Annotated in this window: 8 protein-coding genes, 1 pseudogene and 1 other annotated feature; of the genes and pseudogenes, 5 read left to right on the forward strand and 4 right to left on the reverse strand. The window is 37.4% G+C overall.

Going from position 1 to position 13,874, the window contains the following annotated elements; translation table 11 throughout:
* Nucleotides 1-363: 363 nt before the first annotated feature.
* Nucleotides 364-1,197 carry a MerR family transcriptional regulator gene (locus CJ483_RS21905; RefSeq protein WP_120037596.1) on the reverse strand — a complete coding sequence of 278 codons (834 nt, stop codon included), beginning with the start codon at nt 1,195-1,197 and terminating at the stop codon, nt 364-366.
* Nucleotides 1,198-1,322: 125 nt separating this feature from the next.
* Here CJ483_RS21905 and norA point away from each other — a divergent pair.
* Nucleotides 1,323-2,515 (forward strand): annotated as a pseudogene (gene norA / locus CJ483_RS21910) (multidrug efflux MFS transporter NorA).
* A 429-nt stretch (nt 2,516-2,944) separates the two neighbouring features.
* Nucleotides 2,945-3,808: a glycerophosphodiester phosphodiesterase gene (locus CJ483_RS21920; RefSeq protein WP_120037600.1), complete on the forward strand. Its 864-nt coding sequence runs from the start codon at nt 2,945-2,947 to the stop codon at nt 3,806-3,808.
* A gap of 451 nt (nt 3,809-4,259) precedes the next feature.
* Here CJ483_RS21920 and CJ483_RS21925 read toward each other — a convergent pair whose 3' ends face one another.
* On the reverse strand, nt 4,260-4,841 hold the full coding sequence (locus CJ483_RS21925) for a sugar O-acetyltransferase (protein WP_120037602.1): 582 nt from the start codon (nt 4,839-4,841) through the stop codon (nt 4,260-4,262).
* Between the two features lie 370 nt (nt 4,842-5,211).
* On the reverse strand, nt 5,212-6,252 hold the full coding sequence (locus CJ483_RS21930) for an NAD(P)-dependent alcohol dehydrogenase (RefSeq protein WP_120037604.1): 1,041 nt from the start codon (nt 6,250-6,252) through the stop codon (nt 5,212-5,214).
* A 384-nt stretch (nt 6,253-6,636) separates the two neighbouring features.
* Between CJ483_RS21930 and CJ483_RS21935 the strand changes: the two genes are divergently transcribed.
* The 3 genes from CJ483_RS21935 (at nt 6,637) to CJ483_RS21945 (ending at nt 12,340) form a co-directional block, all read left to right on the forward strand.
* Nucleotides 6,637-7,047 (forward strand): MerR family transcriptional regulator, encoded by a 411-nt coding sequence (locus CJ483_RS21935; RefSeq protein ID WP_120037606.1) that lies wholly within the window; start codon nt 6,637-6,639, stop codon nt 7,045-7,047.
* A 333-nt stretch (nt 7,048-7,380) separates the two neighbouring features.
* Nucleotides 7,381-7,619 (forward strand) — a binding site (T-box leader).
* Between the two features lie 49 nt (nt 7,620-7,668).
* Complete coding sequence (gene ileS / locus CJ483_RS21940) at nt 7,669-10,767, forward strand: isoleucine--tRNA ligase (RefSeq protein WP_120037608.1); 3,099 nt, start codon at nt 7,669-7,671, stop codon at nt 10,765-10,767.
* 538 nt (nt 10,768-11,305) lie between these two features.
* Nucleotides 11,306-12,340: a YdcF family protein gene (locus tag CJ483_RS21945; RefSeq protein WP_120037610.1), complete on the forward strand. Its 1,035-nt coding sequence runs from the start codon at nt 11,306-11,308 to the stop codon at nt 12,338-12,340.
* A gap of 250 nt (nt 12,341-12,590) precedes the next feature.
* Here CJ483_RS21945 and CJ483_RS21955 read toward each other — a convergent pair whose 3' ends face one another.
* On the reverse strand, nt 12,591-13,748 hold the full coding sequence (locus CJ483_RS21955) for a VanZ family protein (protein WP_120037612.1): 1,158 nt from the start codon (nt 13,746-13,748) through the stop codon (nt 12,591-12,593).
* Between the last annotated feature and the right edge of the window lie 126 nt (nt 13,749-13,874).

Consider the following 13,874-nt stretch of genomic DNA (forward strand, 5'->3'; position numbering starts at 1 on the left):
TGGAAAGGAATCAACACTTACAGCAGGTAGCGTTATGTTAACGAGAAGTAATCAAAAGGGGGAGTACCCCTTTTTGGCTTTGCACAAAAACCAACAACGAAACTTAATAGAGCCTTCATATTAAACTATCTTATATAGTAAGTGAACAATGGTTGGATGAAGAAAGAGGAGGAAGGGACTTTCCTAATATTTTTAGTTACTCGATTATGCGTATAAAATCTACGTGTAATATAGATTTCAATAAAGTATACTGTATCAAGATTGCGAAGAAATATAATTAAGCTAAAGGACCGTTTAACAGGGGGGCTTAATGTCAAAATAAAAAAGCTTAGGTTAAGTTTTCCCAAGCTCATCTATGCAAAATTAACTCTTTATTTGATTGACTTGTATCATGATTTTAGTGACATAATGTTCCTTATGGTTCATGACAACTGTATCGTAAATATATTCTTCAAAAACATAATCACCTAAGGCTAAATTTAAACGATCCATCTCCAAGAAAAGTCGCTTATATGTTTTATGTATTGTTTTCTCATCTCCTATATGATATCCGCTGAGAAACTCACCCTTTACACTTTTAAAATACAGATGTCCTTCCTTCGGATTTGGCTGCTCGATATATAAATAGCTATAATTAGTGAATTCTCCCTTTAATACTTGCTCTCGTTTCGTTATTACACCTATTGGATAACCCGTATCAAGTTGTAATACGTCCAATTCATTAATAAAATCCGAAAAGACCTCTACAAATTCCTCATTGTTTATATTTTCAATATTTCTACTTAAATAAAGCGTGGCTTCTGGCAATTGTTCAAGTTTGACTTGATGAAAATCCAGATGCAATGCTTCCTCCATTAAGGCTATTTTTGTGTCAATAATTTTTTCCTTTATTTCGATTTCCTGACGTTTTTTCTCAATCTCTGCCTTTTTTTGATACATGATGGACAAAAAGCTTTCAGGTGATTTATTTTGCGTATATTGTTGAATATCACTTAGCGACATACCGAGATCCTTTAATAAATCGATAACAGAAAATAGTTCTATCTGGCGAATTGAATAATAACGATAACCTTTTTTGTTCTTATATTCTGGGGAGAAAAGCCCGATTTGATCGTAATAAAGGAGTGTCTGTTTGTTTACCTTGCAAAGCTTCGCGAATTCCCCTGTAGTTAAATATTTTCCGTTTTTTTTATTCATTTTTTACAGCTCCGTTCTTGACTATATAGTTACTATATACACTAAAATGGAAATTGTAAAAGATGAAAAACCATACAAATTAGTTTGTAATGACGGTAATTAGTTTGTTAAGGAGAATGTAAAAGATGAGGACTCATAAAGTCACCTTAGGATTATTATTAATGAACTTATTCATAGCTTTTTTGGGAATTGGTCTTGTCATTCCAGTATTACCTACACTGATGAATGAATTGGGCATTACTGGAGCAACGGTTGGCTATTTAACAGCAACGTTTGCCATTGCTCAATTGATTGTTTCCCCATTTGCAGGAAAAGCGGCAGATAAATTCGGCAGAAAAATTATGATTGTAACTGGCTTGTTTATTTTCGGGATTTCAGAGTTTTTATTTGGTATCGGTACGGAGATTAAAATCTTATTTATTTCTCGTATTTTGGGCGGTATTAGTGCGGCGTTCATTATGCCGGCTGTCACAGCTTTCATTGCGGATATTACAACTTTAGATACCCGCGCGAAAGCACTAGGTTATATGTCAGCTGCGATCAGCACAGGATTTATTATTGGTCCAGGTATTGGCGGGTTCTTGGCGGAGTTTGGAACACGCATACCTTTCTTCTTTGCAGGAGCCCTTGGTGTAATTGCGGCTATACTCTCCATTATTTTACTATCTGAGCCGGACCGTAATGAAGAGCATAATGAACAAGCCTCGGATGGCAAAGCTGGCTTCAAGCGTATTATGGCCCCAAAATATTTCCTTGCGTTTATTTTAATTTTTATTGCCTCATTTGGTTTAGCCGCTTTTGAATCGTTCTTTAGTCTATTTGTGGATCATAAATTTCAATTTAAACCATCTGATATAGCGATTGTTATTACAGGTGGGGCGATTTTCGGTGCAGTTTCACAGGTCATTCTATTTGATAAGCTTACACGAATTTGGGGCGAAATTAAATTGATCCGATATAGCTTGATATTGTCGGCCTTGCTTGTCTTTTTAATGACTGTTGCCCATTCATATTTCTCCATTTTGCTTGTTACATTTATTGTTTTTGTAGGGTTTGACCTATTCCGGCCAGCAGTTACGTCATACCTTTCCACTGTCGCCGGGAACGAACAAGGCTTCGTTGGGGGATGAACTCTATGTTTACAAGTTTAGCGAACATTAGCGGTCCGATTCTAGGGGGGATATTATTTGATATAGACATTAATTACCCTTACTACTTTGCGACGGTGATCCTATCTCTAGGAATCGCTATTACATTTTTCTGGAAGAAGCAAGCCAAGGATTCTTTAAGTGAAGTGAAGCCTAGTGCAGATAATTAATCAAGTTGAAATGAAGGGCATGTTTCGTAAGAAGTCTTAAATGATTCCCATAGGGAACAAATCATTCTTTATAGACAGTTAAGACTACCACTTATTGTGGTAGTCTTTTTTATTTTGCTTGTGAATGGGGGCTGTTGATTTCCATTCCAGGCGCTTCGCTTTCCGTGGAGCGAGCGGTGAGCCTCCTCGCCGCGAAAGAGCCTGCGGGGTCTCAACTGTCCCGCTAATCCCGCAGGAGTCTTTGCACCTTTATTTGTCAATGCTGAGGTGGTTTTAGCTCTCCTGCTATTTTGGTGAAGAGCTTTCCAGGAAGTGTAGGCAATCACCCTTACAAAATTTTATATTCTTTTTACATCAATCCTCTCAAAAATTAATATTCTATTGCTATTTTTAATAGGAAATCTACTCAAATAAATGAAATTATAGGAGATGTTGAGATTGAGAGGAAAATGGTTACCTGCTTTTGGTGCTCTTGTATTAGGAATCGGGGTCATTACTGGAGGAGGGACGGTCCTTGCAAAAGAGAAACATAAGGATATTTTGAATGTATCCCATCGCGGGGCGTCGGGGTACGCTCCAGAACATACACTAGTATCCTATGACAGAGGAGAAAAAATGCATGGGGACTACATTGAAATTGACTTGCAAATGACCAAGGATGGACAATTAATTGCCATGCATGATGAGAAAGTGGATCGGACGACAGATGGGACAGGCCTTGTTAAGGATTACACATTAGCGGAAATCAAGCAATTAGACGCAGGAAGCTGGTTTAACGAACAATATCCACAATACGCTGATCCAGATTATGTAGGATTAGAAGTACCAACTCTTGAAGAAATTTTCCGGAAATTTGGGAAAAACAACAAATATTATATTGAAACAAAGTCACCGGACATTTACCCGGGCATGGAAAAAGAACTCTTACGTCTCATCGATAAGTATCGCATAGATAAAGAGACACTTCTTGTTCAATCTTTTAGCCCGCAAAGCTTAGAAATTATGCACAAGCTCGATCCATCTGTGAAGCTAATTCAATTACTATCTTATAAAACAAATGCGGTAATAACAGATGAAGAAGTAGCAGCCATTAAGGGTTATGCGATTGGAGTAGGCCCTAACCATACATACTTAAATAAAGAATACGTACAAAAGGTCGTTAATAAGGGACTTGAAATCCATCCATATACAGTAAATGATAAAGAAAGAATGAAGCTGTTAATTAACTGGGGTGTGACAGGAATGTTCACGAACTTCCCAGATTTGCTTCATGAAGTTAAAAAGGGAAAATAAGTTTCTTTTGTTTAAGCGAGGGGAGAGAAGTCATATGTTTAGGAATTTAAAGAATCCTTTTTTAAGCTCTAGAAGAAAATAGATATAATAGTTAGCATTACACTGAATAGGGAGTTTAACAGAATGAAGGGCATGACTGCAGAAAAGCAGTCTGCAGCTAAAAACATTGCAGATGCTTTGAAAATAAGAACGAAAAAAGAGGGAGATTTTGAGGACAAAGGTTATATCGCCACATAGGTTTTTCAATAATAACCAAAAGAGACTTAAAAAATATACGGGTTAATTAGATTTGTAAAGTGACAATAAAGTTATTTATTTTCAAAATCTCAAATACACAAAACCCCGTTCTGCTTTTAGATCGTGGTTTTGTGTATTTAATTATTGATGTAAAAAACTTTGCCATACTTAAAAATACCACGGTAAAGTTGTTTAAATGAAAGAGCCCGTAAACTCATTCTAAATGATTGTTCACTTTTTTTAACACTGTTGCAGGCACTCCTGCAACAACAGTATTTTCAGGGACATCCTTCGTTACGACTGCACCTGCCGCGACAACAGAGTTGTTTCCAATCGTCACACCGGGTAGTATGGTGGCGTTCGAACCAATCCACACATTCTTGCCAATCACGACCGGGGAAGGGTATGTTGTGTTTCTTGTTTCTAAGGGTAATCCATGATTAAGTGTAGCAATCGTAACATTCATTCCTATTAGCGAACCGTCTCCAATCGCAATTCCGCCTCTGTCCTGGAAGGAACATCCTGTGTTAAAAAATACGTTTTTTCCAATCGTAATATTTTTACCAAAGTCTGTGTAAAAGGGCGGAAAACACATAAAAGACGAATCCACTTTTTCACCTGTCAGCTCACTAAAAATCTCTACAATTTCTTCTTGTGAATGATAGGAAGTATTCAATGCCATCGTTATCTTTTGGGCTTCATAACTACATTGAGTTAACAGCCCGTGCAATTCTTTATCCTCACCTGAAATTGGATGGCCTTTCTTACAAAAGTCAATAAATTCTTGCATGTCCATTTTAAAAATCACCTGCCTTTTTTACTATTGTTAAACATTTATCATTCCACGATTAAAAGTTGACTGCTTTCCGCCTTACACATGGATTCATCAAAAGTAGGATAAATCATTTACTTTTATACTATCCATCCTTGCTGCGATATTTTCAGATAGTTTTCTATCGTCTAGTTTTTAACTCTTTTCTCTATGCTCCATCCCATGAGAAGGAGCATAGAGAGGGAGTTAATGATTTTAAATAGCTCAGTGTTATTAGCGATTTTCCATTGTTTTGACATTGTTCTTGTCTTAGTCGTTCTCTAATGAGACGCTTTATTGAGAAAAATAAGGTATCCCATTTTTATTCACAAAACCGGTGCTTCCTTAACCAAATTCATATTGTGCTCGTGTCAATGACGAATCGATACTTCACATCAGAAGCTAATACTCGTTCGTAGGCTTCGTCAATTTGATCGGCTGAAATAACTTCAATCTTAGGAGCAATAGTATGTTTTGCACAGAAGTCTAACATTTCCTGAGTCTCACGGATGCCTCCGATCATCGACCCTGCAAATGAGCGGCGATGACCGATTAAATTTATCACGTTTAGCGACAGCGGTTCTGCAGGAGCACCGACGTTTACCAGCGTGCCATCAAGAGTGAGCAGTCCTAAATAGGCATCCAGGTTAATCTTTGCGCTGACCGTGTTAATAATTAAGTCAAAATTTCCGGCAAGTTTCTCAAATGTTTCTAGGTCGCTTGTGGCATAGTAATGATCTGCTCCTAACTGCAAACCATCTTCCTTTTTCTTCAATGTTTGCGATAGAACAGTGACCTCAGCTCCCATAGCGTGTGCAATTTGGACAGCCATATGACCAAGGCCGCCCATACCTACAACAGCCACTTTCTTCCCGGGCCCCGCACCCCAATGGTTTAATGGAGAATAGGTCGTAATGCCTGCGCAAAGTAATGGTGCTGCAGCGTCCATTTCTATGCTATCAGGAATTCTGAGAACGAAATCTTCCTGTACGACAATGTGGGTAGAATAGCCGCCTTGGGTAGGTTCTCCGTATTTATCAACACCAGCGTAGGTTTGAATATTTCCTTTGAGACAGTATTGTTCTTCTCCTTTGCGGCAGTTTTCGCATTCACCGCAGGAATCAACCATACATCCGACCCCTACCCGGTCACCGACTTTATATTTTGTAACATTAGGTCCTGTTGCTGTGACAACTCCTGCAATCTCGTGTCCTGGGACGAGTGGATAATTCACTAGTCCCCACTCGCCATGAGCGGTGTGAATGTCAGAATGGCATATTCCTGCGTATTCAATTTCAATTAGAACATCGTGCAAATCAAGGTCGCGTCGTTTAATTTCAGCTGCTCGAAACGGTTTGTCTGGCCCATCAACAGCTCTTGCTTTAGCGATGATCATTCATAAAGCCTCCTAATGATTTATACTTTCCAAGAGAATGTGCTTGTATCAGGCAAATGAATCACTCAGGTCAAGCTCCTCTTCATTCATTTCTATCCCAGCAGTTTTCTCTTGCAAAACAATGTTAATACCTATAGTTAACTCTAGGTCAAGTGATTGATTTATACTTTTTAAAGCGCTTCTTAACCATACACATTTCAAGTCAGCTATCAATTTAGTTGAGAGCTAGCCATGTCTTTTTGAAAATATGTTCATCTCTATTAATCAAGCTAGTCTTTATTTTCCTTTGATAGGACTTTGACATTCAGCAAACATTAAGATAACATCTCCTTATAATATTAGAGTTAACTCGAGGTCTATGATATTAAGAAAGGGAGAGTAATATTGAAGACATATTCTATCAGTGAAGTGGCTAAAGAATTAAATTTGACAGTATATACTTTGCGTTATTACGACAAAGAGGGACTTATGCCTTTTGTAGAACGGACAGCTAGCGGAACACGCTTGTTTAAGGAGTCTGATATCGATGCTTTAAAAATCGTGGAATGTCTAAAATCCACCGGAATGCCTATTAAGGAGATTAAAAACTTCATTGATTGGTGTTCTGAAGGGGATTCCACGTTGCAACAAAGGTATGACATGTTTATGGAAAGAAAGGCTAATGCAGAAGCACAGATGGAAGAATTGAAGAAAACAATGAAACTGATTGAGCATAAATGCCTATATTACAAAACTGCATTGGAAGCCGGTACGGAAGATATTTATAAAAACAATAAAATAGAGATTCCTAATTAATAGAAGACATTTATATTCATGTATATATAGTGCAGGTAGTCTGTTTTTATCATTTGATACGGTTAACATATAAAGAAGAAGCCGGTTTTCCAAAGTGAATTTCGGCTTTTTACTTTAACTTTGTAAAGATTTATACTTAAATTGAAAAGAGGGATTGTTTAACAAGAACTAAAAGATTTAGACACCAATAAAACACAGAGATTCTGATTTGTCGCTTTTATTTGATTTGTCGTTTTTCTTGATGAAATATGACGCCTAAAAGGGCTATTCCTCTTATAAGAGATATTTGACTGTTTCTTTTGCATCTGTTACGATAAATTTTAATAAAAGCATACAAATTCGTTGATGAGAAAAAGTAGCGTTTCGTCTTGATCCACAGAGAGCTGACATTTTGGTGCAAGTCAGTGTTCGAGTGTTACGTGAAGATCCTCTCTGAGAAGCTAGACCGAATTTTAAAGTAAGTCTAGCCGGGCGTCTACCGTTACAAGGAACACGTATGATTGTACGTTGCTAAGTGCTATTGATCGGATCAATAGAATTAGGGTGGTATCGCGGTTAACCCCGTCCCTTACTAGGGATGGGGTTTTTGTGTGCTTTTAAAAAATTTTAGGAGCGATATCTATGAACTCTAATGAAGAAAGTAAAGAAACAGTTGTACAGCGGGAGAAACAAATACGGAATTATTGGGCAGAAGCAGATACCTTTCGTCAATCTGTACAATTAAGAGAAGGCAAAACGCCTTTTGTTTTTTATGAAGGGCCTCCCACTGCCAACGGTCTACCCCATGTAGGGCATGCCTTTGGTCGAACGATTAAAGATGTAGTGGCAAGATACAAAACAATGCAAGGCTTTCAAGTAGAAAGAAAGGCTGGCTGGGATACTCATGGTCTTCCTGTAGAACTGGGGGTTGAAAAGCAGCTCGGTATTTCAGGAAAACATGAGATTGAACGCTACGGTATAGAAGCTTTTATTAATCAGTGCAAGGAAAGTGTATTCACTTACGAGAAGAAATGGCGATCGTTTACGGAAGAATTAGGCTATTGGGTGGATATGGATCACCCCTATATGACACTAAGCAATAAATATATCGAAAGTGTTTGGAACATTTTAAGTAAGGTTCACAAAGATGGGCGATTATATAAAGGGCATCGTGTGTCACCATACTGCCCTAGCTGTCAAACTTCTCTGAGTTCGCATGAAGTAGCGCAAGGCTACAAAGATGTAAAGGATTTATCAGCAACGGTAAAATTTAAGCGCCTTGATGCAGATGAAGAATATTTCTTAGGGTGGACAACAACGCCATGGACATTGCCTGCAAATGTTGCCCTTGCCATGAATCCAACGTTAACATATGTGCGTGTTCGAAAGGCAAATGTAATTTATATACTGGCCAAATCATTAGTAGGAAAGGTACTTGGTGATGAGGTAAGTATACTTAGTGAACATAGTGGTCATGAGTTTGAGGGAGTACATTACGCTCCACCATTTGATTATGTAACAGTTAAGAGAGGTCATCATGTCGTATTAGCAGATTATGTTACTGAGGATAGCGGAACCGGTATTGTTCATATTGCTCCCGCTTACGGTGAAGAAGATTATAAAACCGTCCAGCAAAATGATTTATCCTTTGTCAATATTGTCGACCAAAGAGGATGTTATACAAACGACGTTACAGAACTTTCAGGGAAGTTTGTGAAGGACTGTGATGTAGACATTATCAAAATGCTTTCTGAACAAGGCATCCTTTTTCACAAGGAAAAATATGAGCATAGCTATCCGCATTGCTGGAGATGTGATTCTCCTTTACTGTACTATGCAACGGATAGTTGGTTCATTAAGATGTCGTCTTTAAAGGATCAGATGCTTGCGAACAATTCAGCTGTTAATTGGTACCCAGAGCACATTAAAAACGGACGTTTTGGAAACTTTCTTGAAAATCTTATGGATTGGAACATAAGCAGAAATCGATACTGGGGCACCCCTTTAAATGTTTGGATATGTTCAAATTGTCATTATGAAGAAGCGCCTGGCAGTATAGAAGAACTTCAAAAAATAGCCAGGGCTCCGCTAGCAGACAAGCTGGAATTGCATAAGCCCTATATTGATAAAGTACAGTGTATATGTCCGAAGTGTGAGAGCGTAATGCAGCGAACGCCTGAAGTCATTGATGTTTGGTTTGATAGTGGTTCTATGCCATTCGCACAGCATCACTATCCGTTTGCAAACAAAGAAAAGTTTGAGTCGCAATTTCCTGCAGATGTCGTTATTGAGGGGATTGACCAGACGAGAGGTTTCTTCTACAGCCTGCTTGCTGTTTCGACCTTATTTACGGGAAAAGCTCCATATAAAAACGTCTTGTCACTTGGACACGTACTTGATGAAAACGGACAAAAAATGTCTAAGAGCAAAGGGAATGCTTTAGATCCTGTTGAGCTTATAAAGCAATACGGTGCGGACGCACTTCGCTGGGCATTTCTGGTTGATAGTTCACCATGGAATCCAAAGCGTTTTTCAAAGAAAAATGTGCAAGATGCAAAATCAAAATTGATTGATACATTAGATAATACTTACAAATTTTATGCCATGTATGCGAAGACAGATGGGTTCGTATATGATGGAAAGCAAACAGGTGAGAGAACAACCCTGGATAAGTGGATACTTTCACGCCTTCATAATACGGTTAAACTCGTTAATCGTTATATGGATCACTATCAATTCACTCAAGCTACACGAGAAATTGCCATGTTAGTTGATGAATTAAGCAATTGGTATGTACGACGGTCAAGAACTCGTTTCTGGGTGTCAGGGCTTTCAGAAAATAAAAAAGCAGCCTATTCAACGCTATTTGAAGCACTTGCTACGATCAGTCGCTTGTTAGCTCCGTTTGTTCCATATGTTGCAGAAGATATCTATTTGAAATTAGATCAAGAAAGTGTTCATTTACAAGACTATCCAAAAGCTAATGAGTCGATGATTAATCCTAATTTAGAGGAAGATATGCAAACGATCTTGAAGATAGTAGAATTGGGCCGAAGTGTTCGTAACGCCCAAAGCATTAAGGTTAAGCAGCCCTTGCAGAAAATAATCGTATGGAATAGTGAAGGGGAACACCTTTTGCAAGATTACACAGACATTATTAAAGACGAACTGAATGTTAAAAATGTTATTTATACGAAAGATTTATCACAATATGAATCCACTACATTAAAACTGAATTTTAAAACAGCAGGTGCAACGTTTGGTAAACTGGTAAATGCGGTGAAACAATATGTCGATCAACTAACTGATACTGAGAAGAATACATTACTTGATTACGGTCAAATAAAAATCAATATAGAGGGGCAAACGGTAATATTACAGAAGGAGCATATCAACGTTGAGTATGCAGTTTCCTCTGGTTTTGAGATGGCGGGCGATCAGCAGCTAAAGGTAATAGTGGACACAAAACTTACCCCTCAATTAGTAGAAGAGGGGCAAGTTAGAGAATTAATTCGAGCGATACAAGACACTCGCAAAAAAATAGGTTTACCTGTTGAGATGTATATAGCGGTCAATATTTCAGCAACAGCTAAGGCGAAAGAAATAATTCAGCGCTTTGAGAGCCTAATTAAAGAAAACGTGCTTGTTCACGATATTAGCTTTGAAATGCTAAGCGATTCCGAACAGTATATGGAAGTAAAACTTGGTGATGAGACAGTAAAGGTCTCATTGAGGTATTAGGTTATCATACAAAAAAAGAAAAGCCCTGCGGTCAGCTAATTTTCAAACTGGCCGCAGGACTTTTTAATACAATCTCCTAAAAAGCAGTGAAACATTCGGGTTTAAAAACCTTCTTTTTACAACATTTTGATTATGATAGGTTAAAAGGTTGATCTTACGATTGTAGATGGAGTAAATCGTTTAAAACTGCCAGGCATTGAAGTATTGAGAGGATGTTTGATGATATCAACATTGGGATTGTAATGATCAGTATGCTGGGCATACAGCGAAAGTTAGCTTGCTATCATAGCTGTTCGAATCTTTTAATTTCCGCGCTAGAAATTTTCAATACTGAGTATATAATTTTAGTTTTCTAGGCATGATTATACATGATAAAAAAAGCAGGGTGAATTTATAAATATAACAAAATCATTTGGAAAGGAAAGGGGTTTTTTGATGGTAAACTAAAAAAATAGGAAAAAATAAAAAAGGCTTTATAAACTGATACTACTATCATGTATAATGAATTGGGCAATCTTTTAAGAAATCGAGGTATAAAATGGTTATTCTTGGACTTATTACTCTTGCTTTATTTGTTGTTTTCCTGGGATTTTATTTAACAGATCCTAGAAGAATGATAAACGGTTTTCTATTTAACCTGTTTTTTTGTTCATTACTTACTTTTTGTGGTTATGTAGGGTTCAGCTCAGGTAATCGGATTTTTATGATAATTGCTATTATTCCACTTGTATTTCTACTCTTTATCTCAACATTCGGATTATTCGCTTTAAGTATAGGGTTATTTTTAAATGGACGAATCCTGATGAAAAAAGAAAGCAGGCGATTCTCCAACAGTTTAACCCTCATTTCAGGGATCTTTCTTTTATTATTGTTCTTATTCAGAACCATGAATCCTGAGCGTTTTTTATCTGCTGAATTTCGACCTCTATACGCTGGGGCTTCTTTAATAATCGTTTATTTCTTTCTACACTTAACCAATTTTTTAACTGCTTATTTTTTGTATCAATTTAATAAGCCGAAATATGACCAAGACTTTATCATCGTGCTTGGCAGCGGGTTAATTAACGATAAAGTGCCGCCGCTTTTGGCCAGTCGAATTAATAAGGCAATTGATTTTTATTGGAAACAAGCGGATGCCGCTTTCCCGCCTATTATCCTTTTCTCAGGCGGACAAGGACCGGATGAAAACCTTTCTGAAGCGGAAGCCATGCAAAAGTATGCTATAGAGAAAGGAATTCCTTTTGAGCATACATTAACAGAAACACGTTCAGTTAATACATTTCAGAATATGCTTTACTCAAAACAAATAATGGATTCAGTAAAAGGAGACAAATATAACAGCATCTTTACTACAAACAATTTCCATTTATTCAGGGCTAGCCTGTATGCAAAAAAGGCAGGTTTAAAGAGCCAAGGAATTGGTTCAAAAACTGCACTCTACTACTGGCCAAATGCCATGATCCGCGAGTATATTGCCATTGTCGTGATGCAACGTAAACGCCATACCATTGTAGTGGGAACAATTTTAGGATTTTCAGTCCTGCTAACCATTATTTCTTTATTAGTTTTATAACCAATACAAAAAGCCATTCACCTTTTGTGAATGGCTTTTCTAATATGAATTAGTTAAGTTTAAAGACGCATCATCGATCAAATTTAAATGTCAATCGTTGCTCTATAGCCAACCTCGCGATGAATAGTGATTCTTCCATTATGAACTTTAATGATGTTATTGGCCATGCCCAATCTTAGTCCGGATCCTCTATGTGCTGATCCAGTGTTGGTTCCGCGAATAAATCTTAAAAAATGAAGCAAAGCCTGTTTTAAGAAATTCTCTTATTTTTTCTTGGGACAATATCTGCAACATGGTCAAAGTAGAAGGTGCGTTTCCCTTTTTTTAACATGACCAAAACGGCATGAATGCATAAAGTCAGCCACATGATGCTAACAAACGTGAAGATAGTCATTGTTACCCATACATGAATAGCGTAAAAGTGAGATTCTATTTCTAATTTAATGTGATCGAGAAGGTTAAGTGACATAGATGCCAGCCAAGGTAAATATAAGGCAACGGTTCTTTTTAGCATAGCTTGCCATGAAGGGATATCCCCCTCCAAATTCGCAAGTTTAAATCGCATTATACTTGTTCCGATTGTTTTTCCTCCCCATAGAAGAGGCAAAACAAAGTATAGCACCATAAAGCCAACTGTTGTATATATCATTTCTGCGAATCCACTTGATGTGAATAGTCCGACTGTGAAAGTAAACGTTAACTTAATGACAATATAATCTATAAGTACAGCAAGTAATTGCGACAGCGGCGGCACTAGAGGGCTCTTCTGCATTTTTTCCGCTTTCGCCAATAGTTTTTCCTTGGAAGGAAATAAAGCCAATATGACTGGAGCCACAAGAAAACCAAAGAGCGCACCTGTACTATTTAACATTAAATCGTCAACATCAAATAAACGATAGGGGCATTTATAAATTCCATAAATTCCAGTAACCTGTGTTATTTCGTAAAAGAGAGACAGGGCAAATCCTAAAGCTAATGCCTTTTTCCAATATTGTTTTTCTTTGAAAAAGTATCTCAAATATACGCCAAAAGGAAGTAATAATAGAAAATTAAATGCTGCCTGCCAGAAGGCACTTTGATTGAATATCTGAATATACGACCTCGGTTGTGACCAAATAATTGAACTGCTTTTAAAAATATCTCCTATAAAGGTGAATGGCTTTAATGAATAATAAATGGTATCTGGTGATTGAAAAGCACAAGTATTCCTAGTTGACGGAAGCGGCAGGAGAACTAAAAATAGTGCTGATAGCATATAGAAAATAAATGAGTAAACAACAATGGAAGCCCAAATACTAAAATATCCATACTTTCGATAGCTATATACCAGCCAGGGAATGACAAGTAGATAACCCAATACACCAAACATAATAAAGGCGGTCATTATCGGTTGGATATATATAGACATACATACACCTCTTTTTGCTCAGTATACTTTGAATCAATTTAAAAAGCAGGCAAAATGCGCTGATATTTACGCATCTTGTCTGCCTTATTATTGTTTAATTGGATACAAGATATTCATAGCGCAATT

The organism is Bacillus sp. PK3_68 (genome assembly GCF_003600835.1).
GTDB lineage: Bacteria > Bacillota > Bacilli > Bacillales > Domibacillaceae > Pseudobacillus.

What these genes read in the sequence shown, in the direction of transcription:
- CJ483_RS21925 (WP_120037602.1), bottom strand. Translation starts at nt 4,841, where the DNA reads ATGGACATGCAAGAATTTATTGACTTTTGTAAGAAAGGCCATCCAATT.
- CJ483_RS21920 (WP_120037600.1), top strand. Translation starts at nt 2,945, where the DNA reads ATGTTGAGATTGAGAGGAAAATGGTTACCTGCTTTTGGTGCTCTTGTA.
- ileS (WP_120037608.1), top strand. Translation starts at nt 7,669, where the DNA reads ATGAACTCTAATGAAGAAAGTAAAGAAACAGTTGTACAGCGGGAGAAA.
- CJ483_RS21955 (WP_120037612.1), bottom strand. Translation starts at nt 13,748, where the DNA reads ATGTCTATATATATCCAACCGATAATGACCGCCTTTATTATGTTTGGT.
- CJ483_RS21945 (WP_120037610.1), top strand. Translation starts at nt 11,306, where the DNA reads ATGGTTATTCTTGGACTTATTACTCTTGCTTTATTTGTTGTTTTCCTG.
- CJ483_RS21905 (WP_120037596.1), bottom strand. Translation starts at nt 1,197, where the DNA reads ATGAATAAAAAAAACGGAAAATATTTAACTACAGGGGAATTCGCGAAG.
- CJ483_RS21930 (WP_120037604.1), bottom strand. Translation starts at nt 6,252, where the DNA reads ATGATCATCGCTAAAGCAAGAGCTGTTGATGGGCCAGACAAACCGTTT.